This is a genomic window from Bacillus sp. BS3(2021), assembly GCF_021043345.1.
GTDB lineage: Bacteria > Bacillota > Bacilli > Bacillales > Bacillaceae > Bacillus > Bacillus paralicheniformis.
Window position 1 is genome coordinate 371,159 of sequence record NZ_JAJNDM010000003.1, and the last position, 14,688, is coordinate 385,846.

At 47.6% G+C, this 14,688-nt stretch carries 17 protein-coding genes and 1 other annotated feature; of the genes, 2 read left to right on the forward strand and 15 right to left on the reverse strand.

What is annotated here, in order from left to right; all coding sequences use genetic code 11:
- Positions 1-122: 122 nt before the first annotated feature.
- From LQ247_RS09535 to nadB, 6 genes are all read right to left on the reverse strand, one after another.
- The gene (locus tag LQ247_RS09535; protein ID WP_023855406.1) at positions 123-845 is read right to left on the reverse strand and encodes a YebC/PmpR family DNA-binding transcriptional regulator; all 723 of its coding nucleotides are present in this window, start codon (positions 843-845) and stop codon (positions 123-125) included.
- A gap of 124 nt (positions 846-969) precedes the next feature.
- On the reverse strand, positions 970-1,605 hold the full coding sequence (locus LQ247_RS09540) for a YhcN/YlaJ family sporulation lipoprotein (protein ID WP_023855407.1): 636 nt from the start codon (positions 1,603-1,605) through the stop codon (positions 970-972).
- Positions 1,606-1,777: 172 nt separating this feature from the next.
- On the reverse strand, positions 1,778-2,830 hold the full coding sequence (gene safA / locus LQ247_RS09545) for a SafA/ExsA family spore coat assembly protein (protein ID WP_231005938.1): 1,053 nt from the start codon (positions 2,828-2,830) through the stop codon (positions 1,778-1,780).
- A gap of 115 nt (positions 2,831-2,945) precedes the next feature.
- A complete protein-coding gene (gene nadA / locus LQ247_RS09550; protein ID WP_023855409.1) occupies positions 2,946-4,055 on the reverse strand; it encodes a quinolinate synthase NadA in 1,110 nt (369 codons plus the stop codon).
- A 21-nt stretch (positions 4,056-4,076) separates the two neighbouring features.
- Complete coding sequence (gene nadC, locus LQ247_RS09555; RefSeq protein WP_101561156.1) at positions 4,077-4,916, reverse strand: carboxylating nicotinate-nucleotide diphosphorylase; 840 nt, start codon at positions 4,914-4,916, stop codon at positions 4,077-4,079.
- Entirely contained in the window at positions 4,897-6,471 is a 1,575-nt protein-coding gene (gene nadB, locus LQ247_RS09560; protein ID WP_105980155.1) for an L-aspartate oxidase, read from the reverse strand. Before nadB ends, nadC begins: the two co-directional genes overlap by 20 nt.
- A 100-nt stretch (positions 6,472-6,571) precedes the next feature.
- On the opposite strand from nadB, the gene LQ247_RS09565 reads away from it, so the two are divergent.
- Together LQ247_RS09565 and LQ247_RS09570 are read left to right on the forward strand one after the other, a co-directional pair.
- Positions 6,572-7,750, forward strand: a complete 1,179-nt coding sequence (locus tag LQ247_RS09565) for an IscS subfamily cysteine desulfurase (RefSeq protein ID WP_231005939.1) — start codon at positions 6,572-6,574, stop codon at positions 7,748-7,750.
- A complete protein-coding gene (locus tag LQ247_RS09570) occupies positions 7,719-8,261 on the forward strand; it encodes a transcription repressor NadR (protein ID WP_020452437.1) in 543 nt (180 codons plus the stop codon). Before LQ247_RS09565 ends, LQ247_RS09570 begins: the two co-directional genes overlap by 32 nt.
- Before the next feature lie 41 nt (positions 8,262-8,302).
- Here LQ247_RS09570 and pheA read toward each other — a convergent pair whose 3' ends face one another.
- The 9 genes from pheA to LQ247_RS09615 form a co-directional block, all read right to left on the reverse strand.
- Complete coding sequence (gene pheA, locus LQ247_RS09575) at positions 8,303-9,154, reverse strand: prephenate dehydratase (RefSeq protein ID WP_231006003.1); 852 nt, start codon at positions 9,152-9,154, stop codon at positions 8,303-8,305.
- 27 nt (positions 9,155-9,181) lie between these two features.
- Complete coding sequence (locus LQ247_RS09580; protein ID WP_023855415.1) at positions 9,182-9,625, reverse strand: ACT domain-containing protein; 444 nt, start codon at positions 9,623-9,625, stop codon at positions 9,182-9,184.
- A gap of 117 nt (positions 9,626-9,742) precedes the next feature.
- A complete protein-coding gene (gene obgE, locus LQ247_RS09585; RefSeq protein WP_020452440.1) occupies positions 9,743-11,029 on the reverse strand; it encodes a GTPase ObgE in 1,287 nt (428 codons plus the stop codon).
- A 32-nt stretch (positions 11,030-11,061) separates the two neighbouring features.
- Positions 11,062-11,640: a sporulation initiation phosphotransferase B gene (locus LQ247_RS09590; protein ID WP_020452441.1), complete on the reverse strand. Its 579-nt coding sequence runs from the start codon at positions 11,638-11,640 to the stop codon at positions 11,062-11,064.
- A gap of 226 nt (positions 11,641-11,866) precedes the next feature.
- The gene (gene rpmA / locus LQ247_RS09595; protein ID WP_003184023.1) at positions 11,867-12,148 is read right to left on the reverse strand and encodes a 50S ribosomal protein L27; all 282 of its coding nucleotides are present in this window, start codon (positions 12,146-12,148) and stop codon (positions 11,867-11,869) included.
- A gap of 12 nt (positions 12,149-12,160) precedes the next feature.
- The gene (locus tag LQ247_RS09600) at positions 12,161-12,502 is read right to left on the reverse strand and encodes a ribosomal-processing cysteine protease Prp (protein ID WP_020452442.1); all 342 of its coding nucleotides are present in this window, start codon (positions 12,500-12,502) and stop codon (positions 12,161-12,163) included.
- A gap of 12 nt (positions 12,503-12,514) precedes the next feature.
- Positions 12,515-12,823 carry a 50S ribosomal protein L21 gene (gene rplU, locus LQ247_RS09605; protein WP_003184027.1) on the reverse strand — a complete coding sequence of 103 codons (309 nt, stop codon included), beginning with the start codon at positions 12,821-12,823 and terminating at the stop codon, positions 12,515-12,517.
- A 12-nt stretch (positions 12,824-12,835) separates the two neighbouring features.
- Positions 12,836-12,910: a sequence feature (ribosomal protein L21 leader region), on the reverse strand.
- Positions 12,911-12,983: 73 nt separating this feature from the next.
- Positions 12,984-13,850, reverse strand: coding sequence for a M50 family metallopeptidase (locus LQ247_RS09610; RefSeq protein ID WP_020452443.1), 867 nt, complete (start codon positions 13,848-13,850; stop codon positions 12,984-12,986).
- Positions 13,843-14,634 (reverse strand): peptidoglycan DD-metalloendopeptidase family protein, encoded by a 792-nt coding sequence (locus LQ247_RS09615; RefSeq protein WP_105980149.1) that lies wholly within the window; start codon positions 14,632-14,634, stop codon positions 13,843-13,845. The genes LQ247_RS09610 and LQ247_RS09615 overlap by 8 nt, the downstream gene beginning before the upstream one ends.
- Between the last annotated feature and the right edge of the window lie 54 nt (positions 14,635-14,688).

Here is a 14,688-nt window from a genome sequence, read left to right on the forward strand (position 1 = left end):
CATGATGACAGATTCCTTCACAATATATGATGAACAATCAAATCTTGATTCCGCAGCAGCTTGATACGGCTGCTAAATGGTTGAATGCATAAAAAGACGCCGCGAACCTGGTGCGGCGTCCTTTAATGAACGTTCGTATACACTTCCTGCACATCGTCATCATCTTCAAGTGCGTCAATGAGTTTTTCGACTTTTTCCTGAAGTGTTTCATCGACCTCTGCATAGGTTTGCGGAACCATTGTCATTTCGGCTGTCGCCGTTTCGTAGCCGCGCTCCTCCAAGTTTTTCTTTACTTCTTCAAACTGTTCGGGCTCTGTATAAATCTCGAACAGCTCTTCGCTCGTTTCGAGCTCCTCGGCACCGGCATCAATGACCTCAAGCATAAACTCCTCTTCATCTATCTCAAGATCTTCACGCTCGATTGCAATATATCCTTTCCGGTCGAACATATAAGAAACACATCCTGTTTCCCCCAAGCTGCCGCCGTTTTTGCTGAAAGCGGTTCTGACGTTTGTCGCCGTCCGGTTTTTATTATCTGTCAAACATTTGACCATGACAGCCACACCGCTTGGGCCGTAGCCCTCATACGTAATTTCCTCGTAGCTTTTTCCATCCTGGCTGCCGGAAGCTTTTTTGATGGCGCGGTCGATGTTGTCGTTTGGCATGTTTGCATTTTTGGCTTTATCGATGACGAGACGCAGACTTGCGTTAGATTCGGGATCGGGTCCCCCTTCTTTTGCGGCTACATATATTTCTTTGGCAAGCTTCATGAAAATTTTGCCGCGTTTAGCATCTTGGGCATTTTTTCTTCTCTGAATATTTTTCCATTTAGAATGGCCAGCCATATCTTTCTACCTCCAAAAAAATTCTCGTCTCTATGTACACTTTATACGGTTTTCCCCGTTTTTGTAAAGAAATCGGCCGAACGCTTACAAAAAAATTGCCGGGGAATCCCCGGCAATTCCCTGCTTATTGGTTGCGCAAGCGGTTCAAATTGTTATTCGTCGTGTCTCCGCGATCCCTAATGTTCTGAGGGTCGTCGTTCATTTCGCGCAGCCTTGTAAATGCGCCGTCGTCCTCGACAACTTGAACGGTCCGGTCTCCAGCAAACGTTTTGGCTGCTTTTCTAATTTGAGTTCTCTCATTATTTGTCAGCTGTTTATCTGACCGTACCGCGATGATGACCGTTTCATTCGTTACGACGGCCTGACTCTCGTCAACATAATTCAACTTGTTGACGCGTCCAGTGATATTCCTGGAGATTTTACGGTTTTCCGGTCTGTTATAGCCTGTGTCCGCCGTGTTCACCAAATGATTGTGATAATTCATGTCTCCCCGGCTGAAAGTTCCATCGCCTGTTGGAACGGGATTGCCGTTGCCCGCTCGATTGTTCACGTTCGTTGCACCGTTTCTCCCGTTCATGTTTTCAAGCATTTCTGTAACAGGACCGTCATTATCAAGACCGTTATTACGATCTGCATCATTTGAATAATATCCGATCGGACGCGTATTGTTTCCATTATCTATAGCGTCGTTCGTTCCGCAGGCAGATAGACCAGCTGTCAAAAGCAAAATACCCGAAAACACTTTCAGCTTGCTGTCCAATGGTAATACCCCCCGTGAAAACCGCTGAATTTGAGCATTGCGCTCTTTTTTAGGATGTGCGAGATGTGAAGAGTTACCCTTGACAGTTATAGACAGTCCAGTGAAAAAGCATGAAAGTGTTTATAGCGGCCCACAATAAAAAAGGAACGATAGATCATCGTCCCATTCCGAATCAGTCTTCTTCATCTTCCGGTCTGTTAAACATCTGTCCGCCTGCGGGCTGCTGTCCGTATCCGCCCATACCGTACGGAGCTCCCATTTGCGGCATCTGTCCATATGGCGCTGTACCCGGAAAACCTCCCGGGAATTGGCCTGGCCCGCACCCGCAGTCATCTTCTTTGCCGTGTGCCATATTGGGATCGTGACCGACGTTTGGCGATGCATATCCCGGAAACGGCTGATAAGGCGCATATGCCGGAGCAGTCATCGGCTGATGATGATATCCGTGATGACCGGCATTGTCATGCCCCATGTTGTCATCACCGTCATATTCAGCAGGAGATACATAGCTAGGCTGAGGCATGTAAGGCATTTGAGCAGGATATGGATACCAAGGGTGGCATAAGCCCGATCCAGGCAGCACCGGTGAAACAGGAATCCAGCAGCCTCCAGGATAGAACGGATAAGGATGCGGATGGTGATGGTGATGATATCCGGCAGCAGCTACATTTGGCATGCCGTGAAACTGCTTATTTTCATCACCTGCTGCACCGACATTCGGCGGCTGCGGAACATTCGGATAATTGACATTTTCCATATGATTCTCCTCCTCATTTGTCCATGGATTATACATGTTGGGGCCTTTCTCTTGATGTTCATAAGGTTTTGGAGGTGCGTACGGCTGATGAAGCTGATTGACGCTTTGATACAAATTTGAAATGTCGCCTTCAGGCAAACTTGACTGCCCGATGTTCGGGACAGGCGGAACATAAGGAACCGAAGGCTTTTCTTTCGGTTTTATATCTTCAACATCAAGCTTACCTTTCGGCTTTTCTTTTGCAAATGGATGTTCCTGCTGTTTTTTCGGCAACTCTTTTCTCATATTGAGCTGTTCTTCTTTTTTGACCGGCACTCCCCCTGACGGTACTTTGATTTTCATGCCCGGCATGATCAAATCTGGATTGCTCAGCTGCGAATTCAGCTTTTTCAGTTCTTCAAAGTCCACTTCATATCTTTCCGCGATTTTTTCCAGAGAATCGCCCTTTTGGACAATATGAATTTTCAACGTTTTCCCCTCCTATGCAAAAACGTGAACGAACAGATGAGAATAACAAATATGCTTCTCCACAAATTTATGCGCATAGCGGAGGGGTTATGATAAAAACTTGTTCTCCAAACATTTAACGGATCGTTAACATCCGATTCAGCGCAAGAATGGCATCTTTTGCGATATCTTGATCAACTTTGATCACGCCTGTCAGTTCACCTTTGTCAATCTGCTCCAGCGACCACAGCAAATGCGGCATGTCGATTCTGTTCATTGTCAAACAAGGGCACATATCTGGATTAAGGGATTCGATTTGTTTATCAGGATGTTCTTGAATGATGCGCGAAACAAGGTTCATCTCTGTTCCAATCGCCCATTTGCTCCCCGGTTTTGCTTCATTAATCGTATCGATGATTTTTTTTGTAGACCCGCTGAAATCGCTGAGTGCGACGACTTCATGGGTGCATTCCGGATGAACGATAACATTAATGTCCGAATCCCGTTCTTTAACACTTTTGATATTCGCCGCGGTAAATTTTTCGTGAACAGAGCAATGCCCCTTCCACAAAATGATTTTTATGTCTTCATAATCGCCGTTATACTCAAGTTTTTCTGCGATGGGATCCCACACCGCCATTCTGCTGAGGGGAATGCCGAGGTCAAATGCCGTGTTTCGTCCCAAGTGCTGATCCGGAAGAAATAAAATTCTCTCCTTTTGCGATAGCGCCCATGTCAACATGCGGGCCGCATTTGAGGATGTCACGGACGCTCCCCCGTTTCTTCCTACAAAAGCTTTGATTTCCGCTGTCGAATTGACATATGTGAGGGGAATGATAGTATCGCCAAACAGCTCTGCAAGCTCTTCCCAGGCGCGATTCGTCTGCTGCATGTTGGCCATATCGGCCATCGAACAGCCTGCGCGCATGTCCGGCAAAACGACAATCTGTTCGTCGGAAGTAAGCATATCGGCTGTTTCTGCCATAAAATGTACGCCACAGAACACGATATATTCCGCTTTTTTATTTTTTTGGGCGACTTGCGCCAGCTGAAGCGAATCTCCTGTCGCGTCCGCAAATTGGATCACTTCGTCTTTTTGGTAGTGATGCCCCGGGATAAACAGCCTTTCTCCGAATTTCTTTTTGATATTCAAAATCCTTCCGGCCATTTCTTCTTCGGTCAATTCTTTATACAGCTCCGGCATCATGCCGGCGTTCCTGTCATGAATCAAGTTTAAAATAGACATCTGTCACCTCTCCAATCCCGCTTATTTTTTTAGATCGACATTCATGCTGATATCAAGGCTTTTCGCCGAATGGGTCAAGTAGCCCAATGAAATACAGTGCACCCCTGTTCCCCTGTATGCGGGGAGATTTTCAAATGAAATTCCGCCTGAAGCTTCCGTCATAATGCCTGCGGGTGTCATTTCCGCAAATGCTTTCACCTTGTCAGGAGGACAATTGTCAAACATAATGATATCGGCTTCAGCCTCAATCGCTTCTTGAAGCTCTTGTTCAGACTCGATCTCCACCTCGATTTTGACCATATGGCCGCACGCTGCCCGTGCTTTTTCAACCGCTTTTAAAATCGAGCCGCAGGCGGCAATGTGGTTGTCTTTAATCATGATGCCGCCGTCCAAACCAAAGCGGTGATTGCAGCCCCCGCCGGTTTTGACCGCGTATTTTTCAAGAATGCGCAGGCCCGGCGTCGTCTTTCTCGTATCGCAAATCGCGATATCCGGATCATTCAGCCTGATAACGGACTGCTTTGTTAAAGTGGCGATCCCCGACATTCTTTGAATGAGATTCAGCACGACCCGTTCGCCGGTCATGAGAGAAGCTGCACGGCCTTTGAGCCGCGCGATCGTTTCTCCTTTATGGACCGCTTCGCCATCTGTTTTCAGCATTTGCACGGCGATCGTTTCATCGAGCAGCCGAAAGCCTTCGAAAATCACTAATTCTCCTGCAAACCATCCGTCATCCTTCGCTGTGATGACCGCTTCGCATTGAAGATTGGCATCGAAAACGGCTTCAGAAGTGAAATCCCCCCAGCCGATATCTTCCTTGAAAAATTCTTTAAGCATGTTCCTAAGTATGAGCCGCTGCATATTTCACAATCCCTTCGTTTTGTCTTATCTTGATCCCGCCTTTTGTGTGAACGATTTGCTTGCCATGCCAGTTTTTATCATCAGGCGCCGGGCGATCCGAACGGTAATGGCCGCCTCTGCTTTCTGTACGAAGCAATGCCGAGGCCGTCATCTGCTTGGCGGTCTGCCATAAATGAGCTAATTCAAGCTGTTCTTTTGTGATTTCTTTCACATTCACGATTTGAAAAGGCACTCGCTCAAGCCATTCTTTCGCCTTCGTCAATTCATCCTCCGTTCGCACGATCGCCACATGATCTGTCATGTGTTTTTGAATATCCTTCACATCTGTCAGGGGAACAGAATACGTCACATCCTCAGACTGAGGAGATTGTCCTCTGACAGGCTCAAGTTTTTGATAAGCTTGTATCCGTTCCGCCGCTCTCCTTCCGAAGACGATGCATTCCAAGAGAGAATTGCTTGCCAGACGGTTGGCACCGTGAAAGCCGGTGCATGCAGCTTCCCCAATCACATAAAGGTGTGGAACCGCCGTTTCCCCCCATCTGTTCACAGAAACGCCCCCCATTAAAAAATGCATGCCCGGTGAAACCGGAAGCCGGCCTTCTTCAATGGAAATTCCGGCTTTTTCGCAAAGAGAGGAAATCGTAGGGAAGCGGCTTTTAAAGTCTGATATGCGGGTAATATCCAAAAATACGCTGCTTCCGCAGGCAAGCTTTTCGTGAATCGCACGAGATACGATGTCCCGCGGCGCTAAATCCTGCATGGGGTGAATCCCTTCCATCACCCGCTGGCCGTTTTCATCAACCAAGACAGCTCCTTCTCCACGCACAGCTTCTGAAACAAGCCCGTGTGCGCGCCCGTCTTTGACGAGCAATGTAGGATGAAATTGAACGAATTCCAAATCTGCGAGCTCGGCTCCTGCCCGATATGCCAAAGAAATCGCATCGCTTGTCACAGAACGGTTATTCGTGTTGATTTGAAATAGACTTCCGCAGCCTCCTGCCGCCAGCACAACAAAATCGGCTTTCCTGAGAAAAGTCTTTCCCTGGCGGTCTTTCGTCCAGACGCCCGCACAGCGTCCGTCTTCCATCCATAAATCCGCCGCCGTTTCGTATTCTTTCAGTATGACGTGAGGACCGAGCCTTCCGATTAAGTGCCGGATCAGCGCCTGCCCCGTAGCGTCTCCCCCGGCATGCAAAATTCTGTTCATCGAATGTGCGCCTTCTTTGCCGAGGTTGAGCTTTCCGGATTCGTCAGTATCAAAAGGGAAATGCTGAAGAATCAGCTCATCAATAAGGCGCTGGCCGTCTTTAATGGCATCTTGAACGGCTTCGATTTGATTGTGGCCGCATCCGGCATATAATGTGTCGTCCGCATGAGCTGACCAGGAATCGCGAGGCAATACAGCCGAGGCAATTCCTCCCTGAGCGAGGGTTGAATTGCTGTCTTTTACAGATGCTTTTGTCATCACAATCACTTCATAAGACGGCGGAATGGATGCAGCAAAAGACAGCGCAGCGGCACCTGCTCCGACAACAATTATCGTCTGATGAGACATGTCGACTCCTCCTGTAAATTTACATGTGTCTTGACACCTATATTTACATATCGATAAAATAAACTCAAGTATTTTTTATAAAGAATGGGAGACGAGAGCCGTGATTTATCTTGATTATGCAGCGACGACACCGGCGGCAAAAGAAGCCTTGGACGCGTTTCAAAAACTGAGCATAGACGTGTACGGAAATTCGAGCAGTCTGCATGATGCAGGAGGGAAAGCCGAAAGTATTCTGCGCTACTGCCGCCAAAAGATGGCGGAACTTTTATCCGGGGAAGAAGAAGGCGTTTATTTTACGAGCGGCGGCACCGAAGCCAATTTTTTGGCGATTCATTCCATCTTAAATGGACTCCCCTCGAGAAAGCAGCGCTTTTTAATGACAGAAATGGAACATCAGTCGATCCACATTTTGAAGCGGCATCTTGAGATACTGGGCTTTGAAGTCGACTTGATGAAACCGAATGCTTCAGGCATCATCACAACAGAGATACTGGAACGGCACCTCCGTCCTGATACAGGTCTCGTCTCAATTCAGCATGCCAACTCAGAAACAGGCGTCATCCAGCCCCTGGCAAAGCTTTCGGCTTACTTGCATAAGCGGGACGTGCTCCTGCACAGCGACTGCGTACAGACCTTTGCCAAGATTCCGGTCGGCATTGATGAGCTCGGCGCTGATGCCTTATCTGTTTCAAGCCATAAAGTATACGGACCAAAAGGAGTTGGAGCGGTCTATATTCGGCCTGGTGTGAACTGGAAACCCGTCTACCCGGGCACTTTACATGAAAACGGATTGAAGAGCGGCACCGTCAATGTCCCTGGAATCGGCGCTTTCATTACCGCTGCTGAGTTGACAATAAAGCGTATGGATGCCGCGTATCTTAAACATCAGGAGCTGCGCGCCCGTTTTCTGGAAAAGGCAAAAGCCCGGAAGCTTCCCGTCTCCCTCGCTGTGCCCGATTCGGCAAATTCGCATGTTCTGCCGCATATTATAGGTTGTTTTTTTCATTCCTTTGAAGGACAATATACTATGCTGGAATGTAATCGGAGAGGAATTTGCATTTCTACCGGAAGCGCGTGTTCAGCCGGCTATCATGAGCCGTCGAATACGATGAAAGCCCTTTTAGTCCCAAGGGAGCTCGCGCTTCAATTCGTCCGAATTTCGTTCGGATGCGATACGACAAGCGAACATGTTGATAAGCTGTTGGACGTTTTTGAAGATATGATGCATGAGAAAGGAGACCATCGGATTGACAGACGGATTAAAACTTACGGGCGCTGAGCGGCGCCAGCAGCTTCTGGCCTGGCTGAAGGAGTCTGAGGCTCCGCTGACAGGAAGCGAACTGGCGAAAAGAGCATCTGTTTCACGGCAGGTCATCGTACAGGACATTTCTTTATTAAAAGCAAAAAACGAACCGATCATCGCAACAAGCCAAGGATACGTGTATTTGCAGTCAGTTCTCGGCAAAAAACAGCCGGTTCAGCGGCTCATCGCTTGCGACCATGAGCCGGAAAAAACGGAAGAAGAGCTGAATCTGATCGTCGACTTTGGCGTAACGGTGAAAGATGTAACGATTGAACATCCTGTCTACGGCGACTTAACAGCTTCGATCAGAGTCAGCACAAGAAAAGAAGTCTCGGACTTCGTCAAAAAAATCTCTTCGACAAACGCCGCTTATCTGTCTCAACTGACAAACGGCACCCATCTGCACACATTGGAGGCAGATGACGAAGAGAAGATCGAACAAGCTTGCGACGCCCTGCAAAAAGCGGGCATCCTCATTCCCGAATAAAGAAAAGGTCCTTTGCCGTCATCAACGCAAAGGACCTTTCTTTATAATGTATACGCATTGTAGGCTCCGAGCATTTTCACCTTGCAGCCCAAAGCTTCAAGCTCAGCTATCGCACCTGGAATCAGCACGTCGTCCAGTGCCATTTCAATATCAATAATGAAAAAATAATTGCCGAGACCGGTTTTTGTCGGCCGCGATTCAATTTTAGAAAGATTCAAATTTCTCCAGGCGAAAGCCGACAGCACCTGGTGGAGAGCCCCTGATCTGTCCGAAGGAAGGGTTACCAGCAAAGTCGTTTTCGGCCTTCCCTTTAACTGAGGATTGACCGGCGGAGATGCCTCGTGATCCGGATGAAGCATCACAAATCTCGTGTGATTGTATTCATAGTCATGCACATCTCTTTTGACGATGTCTAATCCATACGTAGCGGCTGCCATTTCATTGGCAATCACGCCGATGTTCTCGTCCGGATGTTCACTCACGTATTTTGCAGCTGCACCGGTGGATGTCGCATATTCAAACGGAATGGAGCGGAACCGGCTGTGCAAAAATTTATGACATTGCGCGATCGCATGGGAATGGGAATAAACTTTCTGAATGTCTTCCCAAGCCTCTTTTCTTGCAGGATGCACAAGTAAATGCTGACGGATGGGAGCGGTGATTTCTCCGACAATATAAAGAGGCTGTTCGTGGATTAAGTAGTCTATTGTCAGATTCACCGATCCTTCAATCGCATTTTCAAGCGGGACGACAGCCAGATCAATCTCGCCGTTCATCGCCGCATCCATACAGGCGGGTATCGTGTTAAATGCTTGCTGGTCTGCATCTGAAAAGCAGGAGCAGACGGCAAGGTGCGTAAATGTTGCTTCTGGACCTAAATAACCTACTCTCATACTCATGATATATGACATTCTCTCCCTTTAAGCGCCCGAACCTAGTATTTCGACCTTTTCTACGAATTCCAGCTTTCTTAATTTGTTCATCAGCAAATCGATATTTCCATCCATTCCTCTCGTACTGACGGACAGCGTGACATTCGCTCTTCCTTGAAGAGGGATGGTCTGGTGGATCGACAGCACGTTGCAGCCCGATTCAGCCACCACTTGGAGCAGATGGGACAGCGTTCCCGAGCGGTCCTCCAAATGAAAAAAAAGCGTGATAATCTGTTCCTTGACCATCGTATAAAAAGGAAAAACCGCATCTCTGTACTTGTAAAAAGCGCTTCGGCTCAAATCTACCTTTTGGACGGCTTCAGCTACAGATTCCGCTTTTTTCCGCTCAATCAGCTTTTTGACCTCAAGTGTTTTCCGCATTGCCTCCGGCAGCACGTCTTCCCTGACAAGATAAAAGGTCTCCTCTTTCACAGACTTTTCTCTCCTTTTAAAAACCCTGATTCCTTTACATTGATCCAGCAAGCGAAAGGAAAGGCGTTCCTTTCAGCTAAAAGTCGGAGAGCTTGCCTGGCAAACTCTCCGGTATGATCAGTCGATAAATTCAAATTCAAATTCGAGAAGACGGATCGTATCTCCGTCTTTTGCACCGCGGGCCCGAAGCGCGTCATCAACGCCCATTCCGCGAAGCTGTCTGGCGAAACGCTTAACAGACTCGTCTCTTGAAAAATCCGTCATTTTAAATAAGCGTTCAAGCTTGGCTCCGCTGAGCACAAAGGTGCCATCAGGATCACGGCTGATCTCAAACGGCGCTTCCTCATCCTCAAGCTTATACATGACTCTGTTTTCAGTCATGTCTTCTTCGTCGTAGAGCGGGAATTCCGGCGTCGTTTCCAAACGGTCGGCAATCTCAAACAGCAGATCCCTCAATCCTTGTCTGGTCAACGCGCTGATTGGAAAAACAGGATAATCATCTGTAAGCTTTTCTTTGAATGCCTTCAGATTTTCTTCCGCATCCGGCATATCCATTTTATTGGCGACAATAATTTGAGGACGTTCTGTCAGCCTCAGATTATACTGTTCAAGCTCTTTATTGATGGTCACATAATCTTCATACGGGTCGCGCCCTTCAAGACCCGACATGTCGATCACGTGCACGATGACGCGCGTTCTTTCGATATGTCTGAGGAATTGGTGTCCGAGGCCAACCCCTTCGTGCGCCCCCTCAATCAGTCCCGGAAGATCCGCCATTACAAAGCTGCGGCCATCTTCCGTTTCGACCATTCCGAGATTCGGATTCAGCGTTGTAAAATGGTAATCGGCAATTTTCGGCTTGGCCGAAGACACGACAGACAGGAGTGTTGATTTTCCAACGCTTGGGAAACCGACAAGACCGACATCGGCCAAAACTTTCAGCTCGAGAACGATATAGCGCTCCTTGCCGGGTTCGCCGTTTTCAGAAAGCTGCGGCGCCGGGTTGGCAGGCGTCGCAAAACGGGTATTGCCTCGTCCGCCGCGTCCTCCTTTTGCGATGACGGCTTCCTGTCCGTGCTCCGTTAGATCAGCGATGACCTGCTTTGTATCATCGTCAATGACAACCGTGCCGGGCGGGACTTTTACAACCATGTCTTCTGCATTTCGGCCGTGCTGGTTTTTAGACATGCCGTGTTCTCCGCGCGTCGCCTTAAAATGTCTTTGATATCTAAAATCCATCAGCGTGCTGAGGCCTTCGTCAACTTTGAAAACGACGTCTCCGCCTTTTCCGCCGTCACCTCCGGCAGGGCCTCCTTTTGGCACATATTTTTCGCGGCGGAAAGCAACCATTCCGTTGCCTCCGTCTCCGCCTTTTACGTATATTTTTACCTGATCAACAAACATAATGTCCTCCGTTCTATTCCTAAAAAACCGCTTTACTTGATATGAATTTCAGCGATGCACTCACGGTCTGTTACATCAAGCCGCTTGATTTCATAAAAATCAGCCAGTGAATGATGAAAGTCTTTGATACCGGTCAGCTTTGTGAATACGCCGTGGAAATCCAGAAAGATGACGAGCCGGTCGTCCGGACCGTCCGTCTGCAGCGTGATCGTCAGATGATTGTCGCCGCCTTTCAAAACGGCATCCTCAAAAGTCCCAAACAGCTTTCTGACGAAAACGACGAGCTTCTCTTCATAAGCTGACAAATCTCTGACCTGACCGATCACCTCATATTCAAGCGTCAGCGAATGGGCCATCCAGTTAAATGTAAGCAGCTCATACGCCGCACGCGGGATTTTAAGGTTTGAAAGCTTTGATTCATGCTGAGCTTCGATGACCACTTCATCAATAATTTCAAATACGCGGTCATACTTTTTTAATGTTAAGTTTCCTTTAATCAATTGCAGTTTATTCATCCAGTCGTGCCTTGAATGGCTGAGCAGATGAATAAGCTCATGGGTCAAAGCCTTATCGTCCATCGTCTTTTCTTGTTTTTTCGAAGTTTCTTCCATTTTTGCACTCCCAATCGTTTGTTCTCTATTTTAGGAGTCTGATTCAGTTTGTACTTTGAATTATAACAGAGAAGGCAGTATAAATGAAACACGTTTATATACTTTAAAGAAGCAGAATCAGAGCGGAAACCCGGCCTTGTCCAGGGGGCGGGAAGGTGTTTTTCAGCAAGTCACGGTGCTGTATGTAAAAAACTCCGGTCAGAACGACCGGAGTTTCGTTTAAAGGTTAGGCTACAGGATATACGCTCACTTTTTTGCGGTTACGGCCGAAACGTTCGAATTTAACAGTTCCGTCGACTTTTGCATATAGAGTGTCATCTCCGCCGCGCCCAACGTTTTCACCTGGATAGATTTTTGTTCCGCGCTGACGATAAAGGATGGAACCGCCAGATACGAATTGACCGTCTGCACGTTTAGCACCTAGGCGCTTCGCCTCAGAGTCACGTCCGTTCTTCGTTGAACCTACTCCTTTTTTAGATGCAAAAAACTGAAGATCTAATCTTAGCATGTAGCTCACCTCCTATATTTTGTTCGTCGTTACTTTTAAGTAACCTTTGTAGTCTCGTTCGATCGTTTCAAGGGAGACGATCATGCCTTCGAGAAGGAGCTGCGCCTTTTCAAAAGCCTCCCGATCCGTACCGTCCGGGAATCCGAAAGATAAAAATCCGCCGTCTTCCCCGAGGTCAATGACCGGCTCAATGCCCGTCAGCTTCATGACGGCATTGACAGCTCCAAAGGCGACCGCCGATGCCCCTGCACAAACGAGATCCTGACCATGTTCAGCAAAATTCGCATGTCCCGACATTTCAAAGCCTAAGATGTCTTTGTTCGATCGGGCTCTGGTAACCTTTGCATGAATCATATCATACACGCCTTAAGCGTTGATTTTTTCGATTACAACTTTAGTGTAAGGTTGACGATGACCTTGTTTTTTATGTTGGTTTTTCTTCGGCTTGTACTTGAATACGGTAATTTTTTTCGCACGGCCTTGTTTTTCAACTTTGCCTGTTACCGTAGCGCCTTCAACCGTAGGGCTGCCAACTTTAACATTTTCACCGCCGACAAACAATACGTTGTCAAAAGTAACTGTTTCGCCGGCTTCAGCAGCAAGCTTTTCGACGTATACAGTTTGGCCTTCTTCAACTTTGATTTGTTTTCCGCCTGTTTGAATAATTGCGTACATCTCTGCACCTCCTAATAAACTAAGACTCGCCAATCACAGGGGGCTAAGAAAGCACTTAACACCTGTGCTGAGCGGTTGTAGCACGGGTGCTACATCCATAACATTAAAAAATATACCAGAAAAGAGCCCGAGTGTCAATGTCTTTTAGAAGGATGGACGGTCAATAAACCAAAAGCAGATCTTCCATTGAGGAAGTCGTACGCTTGTCTGTAAAATAAGCGTGGAGAACTTCATTTTCATCAAGCTGGCTCAGTTTTTGTCCGTCCTTCTCAATAATGATCGGGTGTTTGCAGCCTCGTTTAAACAGGAGCATGACCTCATAAATCTGCTGTTCAGCGCACACCGTGATCGGGGCGAGGCGTCGCACTTCCCTCTCCTTTCCGTAATAGCGCTCAAGCAAAAAACGGATATGGACGTAATGGCGATTGCGATATTCTTGGTAAAGGGATGCAGCCAAAAATACGAGGAGCACCCAAGCGCTCAGCTGTGACGGGGAAACCAACAGAATTGCCGCGATTAAAACAGTACAGCAAAAGCACGACACAGCCAGCATCACCCGCTGTGCTTTCTGATACGGAAGGTGTTTTGAAAACAGCAAAAACAGCAGCTTCCCGCCGTCAAGCGGCCAAACCGGAAACAGATTAATCAAGAGGATGGTCAGATTGTAAAAGGTAAACGTTTCAAATATATGAGGGCTGACGAGCGAATTGACCGCCAAAAGCCATGCAGCAAATTGAAGCCAGATATGCTGAACAGGCCCCGCGGCGATGACGGCCAGCTCTTCCTTTAACGGTCTGTTGCCATGTTCATCGACTTCAAGCGTTCCCCCAAAAGGCAGCAGGAAAATGCCTTTAATTCTCCATGAAAAATAAACGGCAGCAGCAGCGTGGCCAAGCTCGTGGATCAAAATAACGATCATTAAACAAAACAGCGCTTTAATATGTCCTGTCATGATACCGATCGCCATGACAAGCCACAGCAGCGGGTGAATGTGAAGCTTGGTGAAGAGCTCCGTCCATTTATTCAAATGTGATCACCTGTATCGGATCAACAAATTCCTCTCCTTGTTTGATCGCAAAGTAATAGACGCCTTTTTGATTTTTATCCTGCTTAATCGTTCCGAGCTTCGTTCCTTTATCTATAAAATCGTATAAAGCGACATCCGCTTTTTTCAGCTGGCCGTAGTAGGTATAGCTGTTGTCCGCATGCTGCAAAACCACCGTCAGGCCCGTTTCCGGATTTTTGTCCACTTCAATGACATAGCCTTCCTTCATGCTGCGGATCGTTTCGTCTTCTGTTTCTACCTTAATGCCCTGGCCTGAGAATTTCTCCTGAACCTTTCCCATGGCAGGAACAGCGAGATCTTGATTCACCTCGACCTGACCGGATGGTTTTTCACCTTTCGGTTGAAAGAATGCGAGGGGATCGCCAAACTTGGATTCATACCAATTCTGGAGAGCCGCAAATTGGAACTCTTCAGTAAACACCTGGCTGATGACCGGTTTGATTTGGTTTGCGGGTTCAAACTGGCCTTTGTAGGCAATAGCGGACACAAGGACAAGACATGCCGACAGAAGACATTTCATGATGAGCGCATCCGCTTTGACAAGAGGGTGCTTCCCATTTATCAGCAGGGAGCTTCCCTCAGGCGGAGGGAAGTCTCCGGCCTTTTCATCTTCCGAAAAGGCTGTCCATGCAGGCGGCTTGACCGGCAGCTTTTTGCCGCCTGACGAAAAGGGCTGTTTATCCGGCGCTTTCCGCTTTCTTTTCCTGGCCATTCTTTTTCGAATCTCATCTGCTCTATGACTCATAACCCTCATCCTTTACATTCAGGTTCGTTTGTTCAATGATATGTCTTGTCCCAG

What these genes read in the sequence shown, in the direction of transcription:
- LQ247_RS09535 (WP_023855406.1), bottom strand. Translation starts at nt 845, where the DNA reads ATGGCTGGCCATTCTAAATGGAAAAATATTCAGAGAAGAAAAAATGCC.
- nadA (WP_023855409.1), bottom strand. Translation starts at nt 4,055, where the DNA reads ATGTCTATTTTAAACTTGATTCATGACAGGAACGCCGGCATGATGCCG.
- nadC (WP_101561156.1), bottom strand. Translation starts at nt 4,916, where the DNA reads ATGCAGCGGCTCATACTTAGGAACATGCTTAAAGAATTTTTCAAGGAA.
- nadB (WP_105980155.1), bottom strand. Translation starts at nt 6,471, where the DNA reads ATGTCTCATCAGACGATAATTGTTGTCGGAGCAGGTGCCGCTGCGCTG.
- pheA (WP_231006003.1), bottom strand. Translation starts at nt 9,154, where the DNA reads ATGAGAGTAGGTTATTTAGGTCCAGAAGCAACATTTACGCACCTTGCC.
- obgE (WP_020452440.1), bottom strand. Translation starts at nt 11,029, where the DNA reads ATGTTTGTTGATCAGGTAAAAATATACGTAAAAGGCGGAGACGGAGGC.
- LQ247_RS09590 (WP_020452441.1), bottom strand. Translation starts at nt 11,640, where the DNA reads ATGGAAGAAACTTCGAAAAAACAAGAAAAGACGATGGACGATAAGGCT.
- rpmA (WP_003184023.1), bottom strand. Translation starts at nt 12,148, where the DNA reads ATGCTAAGATTAGATCTTCAGTTTTTTGCATCTAAAAAAGGAGTAGGT.
- LQ247_RS09600 (WP_020452442.1), bottom strand. Translation starts at nt 12,502, where the DNA reads ATGATTCATGCAAAGGTTACCAGAGCCCGATCGAACAAAGACATCTTA.
- rplU (WP_003184027.1), bottom strand. Translation starts at nt 12,823, where the DNA reads ATGTACGCAATTATTCAAACAGGCGGAAAACAAATCAAAGTTGAAGAA.
- LQ247_RS09615 (WP_105980149.1), bottom strand. Translation starts at nt 14,634, where the DNA reads ATGAGTCATAGAGCAGATGAGATTCGAAAAAGAATGGCCAGGAAAAGA.